The 16970-nt window shown below is 63.3% G+C and carries 14 protein-coding genes; 8 read left to right on the plus strand and 6 right to left on the minus strand.

The annotated features are described in order from the left end of the window. Positions 1-3 precede the first annotated feature (3 nt). Complete coding sequence (gene gshA, locus C8K61_RS19345) at positions 4-1587, plus strand: glutamate--cysteine ligase (protein ID WP_108097921.1); 1584 nt, start codon at positions 4-6, stop codon at positions 1585-1587. A 109-nt stretch (positions 1588-1696) separates the two neighbouring features. Then, positions 1697-1909 carry a ribosome modulation factor gene (gene rmf, locus C8K61_RS19350; protein ID WP_108097922.1) on the plus strand — a complete coding sequence of 71 codons (213 nt, stop codon included), beginning with the start codon at positions 1697-1699 and terminating at the stop codon, positions 1907-1909. 99 nt (positions 1910-2008) lie between these two features. Here the strand turns inward: rmf and argA are convergent, their stop codons facing one another. Both argA and argE read right to left on the minus strand, forming a co-directional pair. Then, on the minus strand, positions 2009-3307 hold the full coding sequence (argA, locus tag C8K61_RS19355) for an amino-acid N-acetyltransferase (RefSeq protein ID WP_108097923.1): 1299 nt from the start codon (positions 3305-3307) through the stop codon (positions 2009-2011). A gap of 110 nt (positions 3308-3417) precedes the next feature. After that, positions 3418-4575, minus strand: a complete 1158-nt coding sequence (gene argE, locus C8K61_RS19360) for an acetylornithine deacetylase (RefSeq protein ID WP_108097924.1) — start codon at positions 4573-4575, stop codon at positions 3418-3420. A 252-nt stretch (positions 4576-4827) separates the two neighbouring features. On the opposite strand from argE, the gene C8K61_RS19365 reads away from it, so the two are divergent. The 6 genes from C8K61_RS19365 to C8K61_RS19390 all read left to right on the plus strand — a co-directional run bounded on the left by C8K61_RS19365 (position 4828) and on the right by C8K61_RS19390 (position 10471). Then, the gene (locus tag C8K61_RS19365) at positions 4828-6198 is read left to right on the plus strand and encodes an inorganic triphosphatase (protein WP_108097925.1); all 1371 of its coding nucleotides are present in this window, start codon (positions 4828-4830) and stop codon (positions 6196-6198) included. A gap of 244 nt (positions 6199-6442) precedes the next feature. Then, positions 6443-8227, plus strand: coding sequence for a GspE/PulE family protein (locus C8K61_RS19370; protein ID WP_108097926.1), 1785 nt, complete (start codon positions 6443-6445; stop codon positions 8225-8227). Positions 8228-8361: 134 nt separating this feature from the next. Then, positions 8362-9285 carry an SPFH domain-containing protein gene (locus tag C8K61_RS19375; protein ID WP_108097927.1) on the plus strand — a complete coding sequence of 308 codons (924 nt, stop codon included), beginning with the start codon at positions 8362-8364 and terminating at the stop codon, positions 9283-9285. 13 nt (positions 9286-9298) lie between these two features. Then, positions 9299-9748 (plus strand): NfeD family protein, encoded by a 450-nt coding sequence (locus tag C8K61_RS19380; protein WP_108097928.1) that lies wholly within the window; start codon positions 9299-9301, stop codon positions 9746-9748. Positions 9749-9835: 87 nt separating this feature from the next. Beyond that, positions 9836-10153, plus strand: coding sequence for a DUF2388 domain-containing protein (locus C8K61_RS19385; protein ID WP_108097929.1), 318 nt, complete (start codon positions 9836-9838; stop codon positions 10151-10153). 93 nt (positions 10154-10246) lie between these two features. Continuing rightward, the gene (locus C8K61_RS19390; protein ID WP_108097930.1) at positions 10247-10471 is read left to right on the plus strand and encodes a hypothetical protein; all 225 of its coding nucleotides are present in this window, start codon (positions 10247-10249) and stop codon (positions 10469-10471) included. A gap of 98 nt (positions 10472-10569) precedes the next feature. Here the strand turns inward: C8K61_RS19390 and gcvP are convergent, their stop codons facing one another. From gcvP to C8K61_RS19410, 4 genes are all read right to left on the minus strand, one after another. Next, complete coding sequence (gene gcvP / locus C8K61_RS19395; RefSeq protein WP_108097931.1) at positions 10570-13443, minus strand: aminomethyl-transferring glycine dehydrogenase; 2874 nt, start codon at positions 13441-13443, stop codon at positions 10570-10572. Positions 13444-13563: 120 nt separating this feature from the next. Beyond that, entirely contained in the window at positions 13564-13953 is a 390-nt protein-coding gene (gene gcvH / locus C8K61_RS19400; RefSeq protein WP_108097932.1) for a glycine cleavage system protein GcvH, read from the minus strand. 97 nt (positions 13954-14050) lie between these two features. Continuing rightward, positions 14051-15133 carry a glycine cleavage system aminomethyltransferase GcvT gene (gene gcvT, locus C8K61_RS19405; RefSeq protein WP_108097933.1) on the minus strand — a complete coding sequence of 361 codons (1083 nt, stop codon included), beginning with the start codon at positions 15131-15133 and terminating at the stop codon, positions 14051-14053. A 180-nt stretch (positions 15134-15313) separates the two neighbouring features. Then, positions 15314-16927 (minus strand): iron ABC transporter permease, encoded by a 1614-nt coding sequence (locus tag C8K61_RS19410; RefSeq protein WP_108097934.1) that lies wholly within the window; start codon positions 16925-16927, stop codon positions 15314-15316. Positions 16928-16970 lie beyond the last annotated feature (43 nt).

Consider the following 16970-nt stretch of genomic DNA (forward strand, 5'->3'; position numbering starts at 1 on the left):
AAATTGAGCGACCTCCTCTCCCGCCGTTTGGCACTGCTCAGCAAGCCCGCCCACCTGAATTTGCTTACCCAGTGCCTGCACGGGATCGAGCGCGAATGCCTGCGTGTCGACAGCCAGGGCCAGCTCGCCCTGACGCCGCACCCGATTGCCCTCGGCTCAGCGCTGACCCACCCGCAGATCACCACCGACTATTCCGAATCGCTGCTGGAGTTCATCACCCCGGCCGAAACCGACCCGGCGGTAACCCTGGACGATCTCGAACAAATCCATCGTTTCGCCTACAGCAAACTCGATAACGAGTACCTGTGGAGCCCGTCGATGCCCTGCCCGTTGCCGGAAGAAGAGGTGATTCCGATCGCCCAGTACGGCAACTCGAACATCGGCCGTCTCAAGTACGTATACCGCAAGGGCCTGGCCCTGCGTTACGGCAAGACCATGCAGTGCATCGCCGGCATTCACTACAACTTCTCTCTGCCCGAAGCGGTATGGCCGCTGCTGCAGGTGGCCGAGGACGATACCCAGAGTCCCCGCGACTATCAGTCCGAGCGCTATATCGCCCTGATCCGTAACTTCCGTCGCTACAGCTGGCTGCTGATGTACCTGTTCGGCGCCTCGCCGGCCCTGGATGCCGGGTTCCTGCGCGGCCGCCCGCACAAGTTGCAGCAGCTCGACGAACACACCCTGTACCTGCCCTACGCCACCAGCCTGCGCATGAGTGACCTGGGTTACCAGAGCAGCGCCCAGGCCGGCCTGACCCCGTGCTACGACGACCTCGCCAGCTACACCGACAGCCTGCGCTGCGCGGTGTCGACGCCCTACCCGGCCTATGCCGAAGCCGGCACCAAGAAGGATGGCGAGTGGCAGCAACTGAACACCAACATCCTGCAGATCGAAAACGAGTACTACTCGAACATCCGCCCCAAGCGCGTGACCTACAGCGGCGAACGGCCGATTCAGGCGCTGATGTCGCGCGGCGTGCAGTACGTGGAAGTGCGTTGCCTGGATATCAACCCGTTCCTGCCGATGGGCATCGACCTGATCAGCGCGCGTTTTATCGACGCCTTCGTGTTGTTCTGCGCCCTGCAAGACAGCCCGGACCTGAGCAGCAACGAATGCCACAGCTGCACCTACAACTTCCTCACCGTGGTCAAAGAAGGCCGCAAGCCTGCGCTGCAACTGCAGCGTAACGGCGTCGCCATCGGCCTGCAGGACTGGGCCAACGAGCTGCTCGACAGCATCGGCAAACTCAGCGCACTGCTCGACCAGAGCCACGGCAGCGACCTGCACCAGCAAGCCCTGGCCGCCCAGCGCGCCAAGGTGGCCGACACCGCGCTGACGCCATCGGCGCAAGTGCTGGCGGCCATGCAGGAGAACCAGCAGACCTTCGCCGAGTTCTCCCTGCAGCAAAGCCAGGTGCATGCCGAGTACTTCCGCAGCACCCCGCTGAGTGCCGAGCAACGCGCCGCATTCGAGGAGTCGGTGCAGCAATCGCTGGCCGACCAAGAGGCCACCGAGGCCGAGCAGAGCGGCGATTTCGACACCTTTGTGGCCGCTTACCAGGCCAGTATTCTGGCCTTGGCGGTTTAGTCGATAGCGTCACAAAAAAAGCCAGCGGGGTAAAAGCCGGGACCGACGGTCAGTCGTTTCCGGCTGGGTAGGGCTAGCATTAGCCCAGTTTCCCCACGTGAGCCACCCCATGGCGCCGCCCGAGGCCATCCCCAAGGAAGACGACCCGCAATGGAGCCTGGAAAGCCTCAACAAGGCTTACCAACAGGGCTACATGGCCGGTTTGACTGGCAACCCGATCAGCAACCAGCCGCACGCCGCCGATGTATTGGCAGCCGCCTGGGAAGCGGGTTGGGATGATGGTGAAGAGCAGTATCAGTTGTTGGCGCAGAAGACTGCATAACACCCGTCTTCTCTATCAATCCTTAAATCGCTATCGCGGCTGAAGCCGCTCCTACGAGATCGCACAATCCTGTAGGAGCGGCTTCAGCCGCGATGCTTTTTACAGCTGTTTCTCGAAGATCTGCGAGTTGCGCTGGTAGTTGTACAGCGACGCCCTTGCCGCTGGCAGGCGCTCCACGCCACTGGGCTCGAAACCGCGCTCCCGGAACCAGTGCGCCGTGCGGGTGGTAAGCACAAACAAGGTCTTCAACCCCTGAGCCCGCGCCCGTTCTTCGATCCGCTCCAGCAGCTCATCACCACGACCGCCATGGCGGTATTCCGGGTTCACCGCCAGGCACGCCAGCTCGCCGCTGTCGGAGTCGGCGATCTGGTACAGCGCCGCGCAGGCGATGATCAGACCGTCGCGTTCGACGATGGTGAACTGCTCGATCTCGCGCTCCAGCACCTCCCGTGAACGGCGCACCAGAATGCCCTGTTCTTCCAGCGGGCTGATCAGGTCGATCAGGCCGCCGACATCCTCAATGCTGGCTTCACGCAGTTGCTCGAACTGCTCCTGGTCGACCAGGGTGCCGCCACCGTCGCGGGTGAACAGCTCGGTGAGCAGCGAGCCGTCTTCGCTGTAGCTAACGATATGGGCGCGTTTCACCCCGCCGCGGCAGGCCTGCGCCGCCGCGTCCAGCAGCTCGGCCTGGTAGCTGTTGCCCAGGCGCTGCAGGTGGTTGGGCACTTGTTGCGGGCGCAGTTCACGCACCAGCTTGCCGGCCTCGTCCATCAGGCCTTGTTCGTTGCCGAACAGAATCAGTTTGTCGGCGCCCAGGTCGATAGCCGCGCGCATGGCCACGTCTTCACAGGCCAGGTTGAAAATCTCCCCGGTGGGCGAGTAGCCGATTGGCGAGAGCAGCACGATAGAGCGCTCGTCGAGCAAGCGGCCAATGCCCTTGCGGTCGACCCGGCGCACTTCGCCGGTGTGGTGGTAATCCACGCCCTCGACCACGCCAATCGGCCGCGCGGTGACGAAGTTGCCGCCGGCCACCCGCAGGCGCGAGCCCTGCATCGGCGAGGCGGCCATGTCCATCGACAAGCGCGCTTCGATGGCAATCCGCAGCTGGCCGACGGCGTCGATCACGCATTCCAGGGTCGGGCCATCGGTGATGCGCATGTCGCGGTGGTAGTGCGGGGTCAGGCCGCGGGCAGCCAGGCGCGCTTCAATCTGCGGGCGCGAACCGTGCACCAGCACCAGACGCACGCCGAGGCTGTGCAGCAGCACCAGGTCGTGGACGATATTGCCGAAGTTGGGGTGCGCAACGCCGTCGCCGGGCAGCATGACCACGAAGGTGCAGTCCCGGTGGGCGTTGATATAGGGCGAAGCATGGCGAAGCCAATTGACGTATTCGGGCATAACGCGAAGAGCCTTTTATTCGTGATGAGAAAGCCTGTGCAGATACAGCGGGTAAGTCAGCTTTATCGTCGGAATTGGGGCTGCAACACGCGGGTGCTCCTTGTCATGGGTCATTGGCTAACGGATGGGGTGAGGCAATAGTGCTGAATCAACTCACGCAGCACCTTCACTGTGGGCATCAAACGTGACAGTTCCAGGAACTCGCCGGGCTGGTGCGCGCAGCTGATATCGCCCGGGCCGAGCACGATGGTCTCGCAACCCAGTTGCTGAAGATAAGGCGCTTCGGTGCCGAATGCCACTGCCTCGGCACGATGGCCGGTAAGACGCTCGGCCACTCGCACTAACTCGGCGTCGGCAGCCTGCTCGAACGCTGGCACATGGGGGAACAGCGGCGCGAAGTCGATCTTCACTTGGTGGCGCTCGGCAATCGGCCTGAGCTTCTCGTGAATTGCCGCGCGCAACTGCTCGGCGTCCATCCCCGGCAACGGCCGCAGATCGAACTCCAGCGAGCATTGGCCGCAGATACGGTTGGGGTTGTCACCGCCATGGATGCAGCCGAAATTCATCGTCGGCTGCGGCACACTGAACTGCTCATTGCGGTATTGGCGCTGCCATTTCTGCCGCAACGCCATCAGCTCGGCCATGCTCGCGTGCATGGCTTCCAGGGCGCTGTGGCCCAGGCTCGGGTCGGAGGAATGGCCGCTCTGGCCGAGGATGTCGATGCGCTCCATCATCACGCCTTTGTGCAGGCGGATCGGCCGCAGGCCGGTGGGCTCGCCAATCACTGCGGCGCGGCCCAACGGCTTGCCAGCAGCAGCCAAGGCACGGGCGCCCGCCATCGAGCTTTCTTCATCGCAGGTGGCCAATACCAGCAGCGGTTGTTTGAAAGGATGAGCCAGAAGCGGTAGCACCGCTTCGATCACCAGGGCGAAAAAGCTCTTCATGTCGCAGACGCCCAACCCAACCCAGGTGTCGTCCACCTCAGTGAGCTTCAGCGGATCGCTTTTCCACAGTGCTTCGTCGAACGGTACGGTGTCGCTGTGCCCGGCCAGCACCAGACCACCGGGGCCGGAACCGAAACTGGCGAGCAAGTTGAATTTGCCGGGAGAGACTTGTTGCACATCGCATTTAAAGCCTAGATCGCCCAACCAGGTGCTGAGCAAGTCGATCACCACCTTGTTCGACAGGTCCAGGCTCGGTTGCGTACAGCTCACCGACGGCGCAGCGATCAGCGCGGCGAATTGTTCTTTTAGCGATGGTAATGGCATGCCAGGTCTCCACGGGCGAGGCCCATCATAGATGCATCGTTGTGCAGGAATAAACCGTAAGCGGCCACCTGCACCGTCGTCCCAGCGCAGGCTGGGACCCAGGCTGGTTCAGGAGGTCGCGCTTGACGGGCCATTCTGGATTCCAGCCTGCGCTGGAATGACAGCGGGGGGGGTTGGCGTTGGCGCAGGACGCAAGTGCAGCGGGCCTGTACACTTCACCGCCTTAGTTAACAGCGTTTGGATTCCCCGGCCATGCAGAAAGAAACCGAAATCAAACTCCGCGTCAGCCGCGAAACCCTCACTGCCCTGCGCGACCACCCGCTGCTGAAAAAGCGCAACAAGGCGGGCTGGGAGCAGCGCGAATTGCTCAACCAATACTTCGACACCCCCGAGCGCGACCTGGCCAAGGCGCGTATCGCCTTGCGCATCCGTCGCGACGGCGACCAGTTCATTCAGACCCTGAAAACCCGCGGGCAAAGCGTCGCCGGCCTGTCCGAGCGAAATGAGTACGACTGGGACGTGGCCAAGGCCAAGCTCGATCTGAAAAAACTCGACGACAGCTGCTGGCCTGCCGCCCTGGCTGAGTTGGACAAGAAAACCCTGCAAGTGATCTTCACCACCGACTTCGTCCGCGAGCGCGCCGAAATCGCCTGGGGTCGCGGCAAGGCCAAAGTGGTGGTGGAAGCCGCCCTGGACCTCGGCAAGGTGGTGGCCGGCGGCCAGGAAGAAGAAATCTGCGAACTCGAACTGGAACTGCGCCAGGGCGAGCCACAAGCCTTGCTGGAGCTGGCCGCCGAGCTGGCTGCCGACCTGCCGCTGATGCCCTGCGATATCAGCAAGGCCGAGCGCGGTTACCGCTTGTTCGATGCCAACAGCTACTCGCTGAGCCTGCCGCACCCGGAGCTGACGGTTGAACAGCCCCTGGACAGCGCCTTTAGCGCCCTGGCCTGGAACCTGCTCGGCAGCAGCCAGCGCCTGGCCGAGCAATACCGCTTCAATGGTCACTGGCGCCTGCTGGTGGAATGGCTGGAGCAACTGGTCGACCTGCGCGCCTTGCTCAGCAGCCTGGGCCAGGCCGCGCCGCGCGCCAGCAGCCATGACCTGCGCGAGCGCCTCGATGCGCTGCTGAGCGACTGGCGCCCGCGCGTGGTTGCCGGCCTCACCGATGACGACGCGCGTCAGGCCGCACCCGCGCTGTTCCAGGCCGAGCTGCAAGGCACCCGCTGGGGCCAGTTCTCGCTGAATACCTCACTGTGGCTGCTGACCAGCGCCTGGACTGCCGAGCGCAACAACCGTGGCAACCGCCAGGGCGCCGCGCCGCTGGGCAATTGGCTGCCGACTCTGCTGGCCGAAGAAGCCCGCAGCCTGCAACTGGGCCGCTACCAGCAGCAGCCGGAGGACCTCGCAGAGCAACTGCCGCGTATCGAGCGTATTCAGGTGTGGCTGCGTCTGGCCCGCCAGGTATTGGTCGAAGTACCGGAAGTCGACCGCCTGTACGGCGAGCTGAACAAACTCCGCGACCTGGCTCACCGCGCCATCGAAGACGACTGCCTGGATGCCCGCAGCCAGCAGGCACAGACGGTGTTGACCACCAAGGCGTGGAAAACTCTTCTGCGCGGCTAACTCGGTCGCTGGCATTTCCCCTCGCCCGCAAGCGGGCGAGGGGTGCAGAGCCACTGAGCCTGTCTTGTACAAAAGCGTACATTTCTCCAGAGCGCAAACCGGTTCGCAGACCGGCGATTCGATAGGCCACCGAGCGTCGCGCCGAACGACGCAATCGGGCATGCTTGCGACTATTCTTGACCCTCCCGGTCTCACACTGGGAAGGTCATTTCGTTTCGCCGCACCGCGTTAACCAGGAGTTCGCATGTCAGCTTTCGCTACCCAGGCCCAAGATCGCACGCTGGATCTCAACGACCTGCTGCGCGAGCTGGTGGCCCAGGGCCGCCTGGTACAGGACACCGCCGAACAGCTGCTGGCGATCCGCCGCAGCTCCAGCAATGCCCAGCAACATCCCCTGGAATTCATCGCCCTGCAGCAGGTCGACGACCTCAGCCGGCCGGGCAAAAAGCTCGACCTGGAAACCCTGACCATCTGGCTGGCCAACCTTGCCGGGCAGCCGTACATGCGCATCGACCCGTTGAAAATCAACGTCGCCGCCGTCACCCCGCTGATGTCCTACGCCTTCGCCCAGCGCCACAAGATTCTCGCCGTGGCGGTGGACAACGAAGCAGTAACCGTTGCCAGCGCGCAGCCTTTTGTCGCCAGCTGGGAAGCCAACCTCACCCACGTGCTCAAGCGCCCGATCAAACGGGTGGTGGCCAACCCTACCGACATCCAGCGTTTTACCGTGGAGTTCTTCCGCCTGGCCAAGTCGGTCAGCGGTGCCTCGGCGGTGGACAGCAAAACCACCAACATCGGCAACTTCGAGCAGCTGCTCAACCTCGGCGCCAGTGACCAGGAGCCGGACGCCAACGATGCGCACATCGTCAATATCGTCGACTGGCTGTTCCAGTACGCCTACCAGCAGCGCGCCAGTGACATCCACATCGAGCCGCGCCGCGAACAGGGCACCGTGCGTTTTCGCATCGACGGCGTGTTGCACAACGTCTACCAATTCCCCCCGCAGGTGACCATGGCGATTGTCAGCCGCCTGAAAACCCTGGGGCGGATGAACGTCGCGGAGAAACGCAAACCGCAGGACGGCCGGGTGAAAACCAAGACCCCGGATGGCGGCGAAGTGGAGCTGCGACTGTCGACCCTGCCCACCGCCTTTGGCGAAAAGATGGTGATGCGGATCTTCGACCCGGAAGTGCTGCTGAAGAACTTCGACCAGTTGGGTTTCTCCCCGGACGACTTGCGCCGCTGGCTAGAAATGACCAGCCAGCCCAACGGCATCATTCTGGTCACCGGCCCCACTGGTTCGGGCAAGACCACCACGCTCTACACCTCGCTGAAGAAACTGGCGACCCCCGAGGTCAACCTGTGCACCATCGAAGACCCGATCGAGATGATCGAGCCGGCCTTCAACCAGATGCAGGTGCAGCACAACATTGACCTGAACTTCGCCAGCGGCGTGCGCGCCCTGATGCGGCAAGACCCGGACATCATCATGGTCGGCGAGATCCGCGACCTGGAGACCGCCGAAATGGCGATCCAGGCGGCGCTCACCGGCCACCTGGTGCTGTCCACGCTGCACACCAACGATGCGCCGAGCGCCATCACCCGTCTGCTTGAACTGGGCGTGCCTTATTACCTGCTCAAGGCCACCTTGCTCGGGGTCATGGCCCAGCGCCTGGTGCGTACCCTGTGCCCGCACTGCAAAGAGCCGCTGGAGATCAGCGAGGAAGACTGGCAGTCGCTGACCCGCCCCTGGAACGCGCCCCTGCCCACCGGTGCGCACAAGGCCGTGGGTTGCCTGGAGTGCCGCGACACCGGCTACCGCGGCCGCGCCGGGGTGTATGAAATCATGCAACTGAGCGACAGCCTGAAGCCGTATATCAGCGCCGACACCGACCTGCTGGCGCTGCGCCGCCAGGCGTTCAAAGAAGGCATGCGCAGCCTGCGGCTCTCCGGCGCACAGAAGGTTGCGGCGGGACTCACAACCATTGAGGAAGTGTTGCGGGTTACCCCGCAGAGTGAACAGAAGTAGGCTCTGGGTCTCCCTTGTGGGAGGGGCTTCAGCCGCGATGTTTTTGATCTTAAAAAGCTCGCGGCTGAAGCCCCTCCCACCAAAAGCCAGAGCAGTGTAAGGCTCAACCCGTTACTCACCAACAAGGATCCGTTATGCAAATCGGCAGTGTGCTTTTCCTCTTCGTCGGCCTCGCGGTCGCCATTCTGTTCATGGGTTTCAAGGTCGTGCCGCAAGGCTTCGAATGGACGGTGGAGCGCTTCGGGCGCTACACCAACACCCTGCGCCCGGGCCTGAACATCATCGTGCCGGTGATGGACCGCATCGGTCGGCGCATCAACGTGATGGAAAACGTCCTGGATATTCCGCCCCAGGAAGTCATCACCTCGGACAACGCCACGGTGCAGATCGATGCCGTGTGCTTCTTCCAGGTGGTCAACACCGCCCAGGCCGCCTACGAGGTGAACAACCTCGAACACGCCATCCGCAACCTGCTGCAAACCAACATCCGTACCGTGCTCGGCTCCATGGAACTGGACGCCATGCTCGGCCAGCGCGACGTGATCAACGAGCGCCTGCTGCGCACCGTCGATGAAGCCACGGCGCCCTGGGGTATCAAGATCACCCGTATCGAAATCAAAGACATCAGCCCACCCGCCGACCTGATGGCCGCGATGTCCGGGCAGATGAAAGCCGAGCGGGTCAAGCGTGCACAAATCCTCGAAGCCGAAGGCCTGCGTGCCGCCGCCATCCTCACCGCCGAGGGCAAGAAACAGGCGCAGATTCTCGAGGCCGAAGGTGAGCGTCAGGCAGCGTTTCTGGAGTCCGAAGCCCGTGAACGTCAGGCCGAAGCCGAAGCCCGCGCCACCCAGGTGGTGTCCGAAGCCATCGCCACTGGCAACGTGCAGGCGATCAACTATTTCGTCGCGCAAAAATACATCGATGCGCTGGGCAAACTGGCCTCGGCGAACAACAGCAAAGTAATTCTGATGCCGCTCGAAGCCAGCCAGGTGATTGGCGCGGTGGGCGGTATTGGCGAGATCGTCAAAGCGACATTCGACAGCAACAAGAAAGCCTAAGGACGCGTTACCCATGATGGATTTTCTGCAACACCTGTCCTTCTGGGACTGGCTGGCACTGGGCACCCTGCTGCTGATTCTGGAAGTGTTCGGCGCCGGCGGTTACCTGCTGTGGACCGGCATGGCCGCTGCCGCTGTGGGCGTGCTCAGCTACCTGTTCCCGGCCCTGCCCTGGCCCTGGCAGTTCTTGCTGTTTGCCGTGTTTTCGGTGCTCACTGCGGTGATCTGGTGGCAGCGCCTGCGCAAAGCCGGCAAGACCTCAGAGCAGCCTGGTTTGAACCAGCGCGGCCAGGAGTTTTTCGGCCGCACCTTCGCCCTGCACGAGGCCATTGTCGGTGGCCGGGGCAAGATCAAAGCCGGCGACAGCCTGTGGCTGGTCAGCGGCCCGGACATGCCCGCCGGCACGCCGGTGGAGGTGGTTGGCCAGGATGGTGTGGTGCTGAAAATCAAAGCCTGTGCCTAGGCGCTTCTGCAAAGCAGTGTGAACTCGCGCGCTGGGCTTGAAGTCACACCTTCAGGCCCTTTGCGCTTGTCACGCAGGAGAAACACCATGCACCGTAAACTCGTCATTGCGTCCTTGTTGGTTATTGTCCCTGTTGCCTCGGCCTCGGCCGACGATTTTTGGCGCAACGTGCTGTCATCCGGCGCCACCACCGGCTCCTTCTACCTGACATCGCGTCACGACCACAAAGTGATCGTCAACGCCCAGGAAGATGCCGGCAGTTTCATTGCCAGTAACGGCGCCATTCGTGGCCCTTATCTGGAAGCTGCATTGCAGAAAGTGCGCGCCGAACATCCCGGCCTGAAGGCCTCGGACGATCAGCTGGCACAAGCGATTCTGACCGCCGAGCCCGCCCCGGCCCAGTAACGCCGCGCTTCGGGATTGCTGACCGCGTCCGATTGCCGGCGCGGCTAATATGCGAGCATCGACGCTCTTCTTACCTCGACAAGGACTGTTGCCATGAGCAATCCCCTCTCTACCCTGAAAACCGTGCTGATTCTGCTGGTCGCGGTAAACGCCATCTGGTTCACCGACCGCCTGCTGTCGCTGCTTGGCCTGGACCTGCTGGGCTTTTTGCCGAGCACCGTCTGGCAGCTGGTCAGCGCCTTCGGCAGCGGCTTGCTGATCATGTTCTACGTGCTGCTGTTGGGCTTGCTGCCCAAGTTGCAGATCAAGGGCGAATAACGCGGATGCCCTTGTAGGATCGGCTTTAGCCGCGATGCCCTTCATGATCAAGAACATCGCGGCTAAAGCCCCTCCCACAAAATCGGTCTGCCAGTGGCCTACCGGTAATCCTCCACCGGCACACACGCGCAATACAGATTGCGATCACCGTAGACGTTATCCACCCGATTCACTGTCGGCCAATACTTGTTGGCCTTGGTGTGCGCCGTCGGCGTGATCGCCTGTTCGATGCTGTAGGGCCGCTCCCACACCCCGATCACGTCCGCCAAGGTATGCGGCGCACCTTTGAGTGGGTTGTCTTCGGCCGGCCATTCGCCGCTTTCTACCCGCGCGATCTCGGCGCGAATGCTCAGCATGGCTTCGATAAACCGGTCCAGCTCATGCTTGGACTCGCTCTCGGTGGGCTCGATCATCAAAGTGCCCGGCACCGGAAAAGACATGGTCGGCGCATGGAAGCCGTAGTCCATCAACCGCTTGGCCACGTCCTCTTCGCTGATACCGGTAAGCGCCTTCAGCGGCCGCAGGTCGAGGATGCATTCATGCGCCACTCGCTCGTTGCGGCCACTGAACAGCACCGGGAAGGCGTCGCCCAGGCGCTTGGCCAGGTAGTTGGCGCCGAGAATCGCCACCTCGGTGGCATCGGCCAATTGCGGCCCCATCATGGCGATGTACATCCAGCTGATCGGCAGAATGCTGGCGCTGCCCCAAGGTGCGGCGCTGACCGCGCCGTTCTGCGGGTTCGGCCCGTCCAAAGGCACTACCGGGTGGTTGGCAACAAAGGGGGCCAGGTGCGCGCGCACACCAATCGGGCCCATGCCCGGACCACCGCCGCCATGGGGAATGCAGAAGGTCTTGTGCAGGTTCATGTGCGAGACATCGGCACCGATGTCTGCCGGCCGCGTCAGGCCCACCTGCGCATTGAGGTTGGCGCCGTCCATGTACACCTGGCCGCCACGGCTGTGGATAACGTCGCAGATCTCGCGGATGCCTTCTTCGTATACCCCGTGCGTTGAGGGGTAAGTGGCCATCAGGCACGACAACTGCTCGCCCGCCTCTTCGGCTTTTAGCTTGAGGTCTTCGAGGTCGACGTTGCCGGCCGCATCGCACTCGACAATCACCACCCGCATGCTCGCCATCTGGGCAGAGGCCGGGTTGGTGCCGTGGGCGGAGGCCGGGATCAGGCAGATATTGCGGTGCCCGTGGTTGCGGCTCTCGTGGTACTTGCGGATCGCCAGCAGGCCGGCGTATTCACCCTGAGCGCCGGAGTTGGGCTGCATGCAGATGGCGTCGAAGCCGGTGATCGCGCACAGCCAGGCTTCCAGTTCATCAATCATCAACCGGTAGCCAGCGGCCTGTTCCAGCGGCGCAAAAGGATGCAGGTGGGCGAACTGCGGCCAGGTGATGGGGATCATCTCGCTGGTGGCGTTGAGCTTCATGGTGCAGGAGCCCAGCGGGATCATCGACTGGTTCAGCGCCAGGTCCTTGTTCTCCAACTGCTTGAGGTAACGCAGCATCTCGGTTTCGCTGTGGTGCGTGTTGAACACCGGGTGGGTGAGAAACGGCGTGCGCCGTTGCAGGTTCGCCGGGATGCCGGAGGCGACGTTGCCGCCATCCAGTTGCTCGACACTCAGGCCATGGTCAGCGCCGAGAAAGATGTCCCACAGCTGGCGCACCGTGTGTTCGCTACAGGTTTCATCGAGGCTTACGCCGAGGTGGCCACGGCCGAGAATACGCAGGTTGATGTGCGCCGCTGCGGCGCTGTCGATGATCGCCGTCTGGGCGCCACCGACCTCCAGGGTCAGGGTGTCGAAGAAATGGGCGTTGAGGCGTTTGATGCCCTTCTGCTCCAGCCCGGCGGCAAGAATCGCGGTCAACCGCTGCACCCGCTGAGCGATGGCCTTGAGCCCCTGCGGGCCGTGGTACACGGCGTAGAAGCTGGCGATATTGGCCAGCAGCACCTGCGCGGTGCAGATGTTGGAATTGGCCTTCTCGCGGCGGATATGTTGCTCGCGGGTTTGCAGGGCCATGCGCAGCGCGGTGTTGCCGCGAGCGTCTTTGGACACGCCGATGATGCGCCCGGGAATCGCCCGCTTGAATTCTTCACGGGTGGCGAAGTACGCCGCGTGTGGGCCGCCATAGCCCATGGGCACACCAAAGCGCTGCGCCGAGCCGAACACCACGTCGGCGCCCAATTCGCCCGGCGGGGTCAGCAGCACCAGGCTGAGTAAGTCGGCCGCCACGCAGACCAACGCCTGCTGCGCGTGCAGTTGTTCGATCAGCGGGCGCAGGTCGTGAATCTCTCCGTGGGTGTCGGGGTACTGCAGCAACGCACCGAACACCGGATGGGCGCCGACGGTTTCCAACGGTCCGATCTCCAGGTCAAAACCAAAGGCTTCGGCGCGGGTCTGGACCACCGAGATGGTTTGCGGGTGGCAGTTCTGGTCGATGAAAAACAGGTTGCTCTTGGTCTTCGCCACACGTTTGGCCAGGGCCATGGCCTCTGCCGCCGCAGTGGCTTCGTCGAGCAGAGAGGCGCTGGCCAGGTCGAGGCCGGTGAGGTCGATGGTCAGTTGCTGGAAATTCAGCAACGCCTCCAGACGGCCCTGGGCGATTTCCGGTTGGTAGGGGGTGTAGGCGGTATACCAGCCGGGGTTTTCCAGCACGTTACGCAAGATCACCGTGGGCGTCAGGGTGCCGTGGTAGCCCATGCCGATCAGGCTGGTCCACACCTGATTCTGCTCGGCATAGCCGCGTAATTTGGCCAGCGCTGCTTGCTCATCCAGGGCCGGCGGCAGGTCGAGGGCGCGGTTCAGGCGGATGGCCGGCGGCACCGTCTGCTCGATCAACGCTTGGCGCGTGTCGAGGCCTAGCGTGGCAAGCATCGCCTGCTGTTCGGCAGCGTCCGGGCCCAGGTGGCGACGGGCAAAGGCGGCGTTCTGGTTCAGCTCGGCAAGGCTTATGTGCTGAGGCATGGCACTGGCTTCCTGAATAAAAAAGCCCCAACCGGGGTTGGGGCTTTTAAGGATAGTCCAGGCTCTGCCGAGGGCTACGTAGGGCGACTATCCGCCACGCGGATATCCGCCGCTCGGTCATCAGGCATCGGCGTCAGCGACCGCTTGATACGCGCCGGCATCCAGCAATTTTTCCAGCTCGCTGACATCGCTCGGTTGCAGCTTGTAGAACCAGCTGCCATAAGGGTCGCCGTTGACGCTTTCCGGCGCATCGGCCAGGGCGTCGTTGACCGCAGTAACCACGCCGCTGACCGGCGAGTAAATGTCGGAAGCGGCTTTCACCGATTCCACCACACCGGCTTCTTGCCCTGCGGCGAGTTGCTTGCCGACTTCCGGCAGCTCGACGAATACCACATCGCCCAGCGCTTCCTGCGCGTGGTCGGAAATGCCCACGGTGACGCTACCATCGGCTTCCAGACGGGCCCATTCGTGGCTGGCGGCGTAACGCAGTTCGCTGGGGATATTGCTCATGACTTGGTCCTCGGATACTGGATGGCGGAACGTCCGCCAGGAAAATTTAGCAGGTTGTGGCGCGGCGCCCGGTTTTTCCGTGACGCCGCGCCGTCGATCAGATCAATGCCTTACCGTGACGGACAAAGTTAGGCCGCACTACGCGCACCGGATACCACTTGCCGCGGATTTCCACCTCGGCCCGTTCTCCCGTTGCGGCAGGAACACGCGCCAAGGCGATGGATTTACCCAGGGTAGGCGAAAAGCTGCCGCTGGTGATTTCGCCTTCGCCAACGCCTTCAATACGCACCACCTGATGGGCGCGCAACACACCGCGCTCTTCCAGCACCAGGCCCACCAGTTTCGGCTGAGCCCCGGCGGCACGCTGGGCTTCCAGGGCCTGGCGGCCGACGAAGGCGCGCGAGGCCGGCTCCCACGCCACGGTCCAGGCCATGTTGGCGGCCAGCGGCGACACGCTTTCATCCATGTCCTGGCCGTACAGGTTCATGCCGGCTTCCAGACGCAGGGTGTCGCGGGCGCCCAGGCCGATGGGGGCGATACCGGCGCCCACCAGCTCATTGAAAAAGTGTGACGCTTCATCGGTGGGCAGGACGATTTCCAAGCCGTCTTCACCGGTGTAACCGGTGCGGGCGATAAACCAGTCGCCATCGGCAAAGCCCTGGAAGGGTTTCAATTCGTGGATCAGGGTGGCGCGGCTGGCAGACACCAGCTCGGCGACTTTGGCCCGCGCATGTGGCCCTTGAATGGCCAGCATCGCCAGCTCGCTGCGCTCATTGAGCTGCACGTCGAAACCGGCGGTTTGCGCCTGCATCCAGGCCAGGTCCTTGTCGCGAGTGGCAGCGTTGACCACTACGCGGTAACCGCCGTCGGTGAGGTAGACGATCAGGTCGTCGATCACCCCGCCATCGGCATTCAGCATGCCGCTGTACAGCGCTTTGCCGAGGTCCTGCAGGCGCTCGATGTCGTTGGCCAACAGGTGCTGCAGGTAGGCCTTGGCCTGGGCCCCGCTGACGTCGACGACGGTCATGTGCGAGACGTCGAACACCCCGCAATCGCGACGCACCTGGTGGTGCTCCTCAACCTGCGAGCCGTAGTGCAGTGGCATGTCCCAACCGCCGAAATCGACCATCTTGGCACCCAATGCAAGGTGCTGTTCGTAGAGGGGCGTGCGCTGTCCCATGGGTTTCTCCTTCCGGGCTTGGCGAAGGTGTGGGCGGACCGAGAAACGTGGCTGAGCCTTCGAAACAGGGCACTTGCACGAGATTTCAACGGGCCGGTCTGAATGACGTCCTACACCGAATGGCGCGCATTGTAGCCGCAAGACTGCCCCATGCACACACGCATACAAGCGAGCGCCGAGTCAGTGCCCGTAGCGGCGCGCGGAGCGCCGAATCAGCCCGATCACCGGCAGCAGGCCGACCAGCACCAGGCTCAGCGCCGGCAGCGCGGCACGCGCCCACTCGCCCTCGCTGGTCATCTCGAAAATGCGCACGGCCAGGGTGTCCCAACCGAAGGGGCGCATCAGCAGGGTGGCCGGCATTTCCTTGAGCACATCGACGAACACCAGCAACGCGGCGCTGAGGGCACCCGGCACCAGCAGCGGCAGGTACACGCGGAAAAACAAGCCGTAGCCAGACACCCCGAGACTGCGTGAGGCTTCCGGCAGCGACGGCCGGATACGCGCCAGAGCGCCTTCCAGCGGCCCATAGGCGACGGTGATAAAGCGGATCAGGTAAGCCAGCACCAGCGCCGCCAGACTGCCGAGCAGCAGCGGTTTGCCAGCGCCGCCCAACCACTGCGACAGCGGCACCACCAGCTCACGGTCGAGGTAGCTGAACACCAGCATGATCGCCACCGCCAGCACCGAGCCGGGCAGCGCGTAGCCGAGGTTGGCCAGGCTCACCGCGCTGCGGATCGGCCGGGTGGGCACCAGGCGCCGGGCGAATACCAGCAGCAAGGCCGCTGCCACCGTGACGGCGGCAGCGATGGCGCCCAGATACAGGGTGTGCAGGATCAGGCCGACGTAGCGCTCATCAAGGTCGAAACGCCCCCGCTGCCAACACCACACCACCAACTGCAGCACCGGCACCAGGAAGGCGCAGGCGAAAACCAGGCCACACCAGCTGCTGGCCGCCAGCGCCTTCCAACCGTGCAGGTGATAAAGCGCGTGGCCCCGTGGTCGTTCATTGGCCGGGCGACTGGCGCCACGGGCGCGGCGCTCGCCGTAGAGCACCAGCATCACTGCGAGCAGCAACAGACTGGCCAGTTGGGTGGCGCTGGACAGGCTGTAGAAGCCGTACCAAGTCTTGTAGATGGCGGTGGTGAAGGTGTCGAAATTGAACACCGACACCGCGCCGAAATCGGCCAGGGTTTCCATCAACGCCAACGCCACACCGGCGCCAATCGCCGGTCGCGCCATGGGCATTGCCACCCGCCAGAACGCCTGCCAGGGCGACTGACCGAGAATCCGCGCCGCCTCCATCAGGCCTTTGCCCTGGGCCTGAAACGCGCTGCGGGCGAGCAGGTAGACATAGGGATAGAACACCAGCACCAACACCACAATCACCCCGCCCGTGGAGCGCACCCGCGGCAGCCGCAGGCCGCTGCCGAACCATTCGCGCAGCAGACTTTGCAGCGGCCCGGCGAAATCCAGCAGACCTACGAAGACAAACGCCAATACATAGGCGGGAATGGCGAACGGCAGCATCAGTGCCCAATCCAGCCAACGCCGGCCGGGAAACTCGCAGAGGCTGGTGAGCCAGGCCAGGCTGACGCCGAGCAGGGTGACGCCAAGGCCGACGCCGAGAACCAGAATCAGGGTATTGCCCAGCAGGCGCGGCATCTGGGTATCCCATAGGTGGGCCCAGATGTCGTGGTCGATGGTTTGCCAGGAGAGCAGCAACACCGTAAGGGGCAGCAGCACCAACGCGCCGATGGCAAAAGAGATGAGGTACCAGCGACGTTGGTGAACCACGGGTGAGCCTGGTTGGAGTAGGGGTAAGGGCCAAACTATACGT

Origin of the sequence: Pseudomonas sp. GV071, from assembly GCF_003050835.1 — a bacterium.
Taxonomy (GTDB): Bacteria; Pseudomonadota; Gammaproteobacteria; order Pseudomonadales; family Pseudomonadaceae; genus Aquipseudomonas.

Bases quoted from the DNA above. Each gene is read 5' to 3' on its own strand.
- rmf (WP_108097922.1), top strand. From the start codon at position 1,697: ATGGCGCCGCCCGAGGCCATCCCCAAGGAAGACGACCCGCAATGGAGC.
- argA (WP_108097923.1), bottom strand. From the start codon at position 3,307: ATGCCCGAATACGTCAATTGGCTTCGCCATGCTTCGCCCTATATCAAC.
- argE (WP_108097924.1), bottom strand. From the start codon at position 4,575: ATGCCATTACCATCGCTAAAAGAACAATTCGCCGCGCTGATCGCTGCG.
- C8K61_RS19365 (WP_108097925.1), top strand. From the start codon at position 4,828: ATGCAGAAAGAAACCGAAATCAAACTCCGCGTCAGCCGCGAAACCCTC.
- C8K61_RS19370 (WP_108097926.1), top strand. From the start codon at position 6,443: ATGTCAGCTTTCGCTACCCAGGCCCAAGATCGCACGCTGGATCTCAAC.
- C8K61_RS19375 (WP_108097927.1), top strand. From the start codon at position 8,362: ATGCAAATCGGCAGTGTGCTTTTCCTCTTCGTCGGCCTCGCGGTCGCC.
- C8K61_RS19380 (WP_108097928.1), top strand. From the start codon at position 9,299: ATGATGGATTTTCTGCAACACCTGTCCTTCTGGGACTGGCTGGCACTG.
- C8K61_RS19385 (WP_108097929.1), top strand. From the start codon at position 9,836: ATGCACCGTAAACTCGTCATTGCGTCCTTGTTGGTTATTGTCCCTGTT.
- C8K61_RS19390 (WP_108097930.1), top strand. From the start codon at position 10,247: ATGAGCAATCCCCTCTCTACCCTGAAAACCGTGCTGATTCTGCTGGTC.
- gcvP (WP_108097931.1), bottom strand. From the start codon at position 13,443: ATGCCTCAGCACATAAGCCTTGCCGAGCTGAACCAGAACGCCGCCTTT.
- gcvH (WP_108097932.1), bottom strand. From the start codon at position 13,953: ATGAGCAATATCCCCAGCGAACTGCGTTACGCCGCCAGCCACGAATGG.
- gcvT (WP_108097933.1), bottom strand. From the start codon at position 15,133: ATGGGACAGCGCACGCCCCTCTACGAACAGCACCTTGCATTGGGTGCC.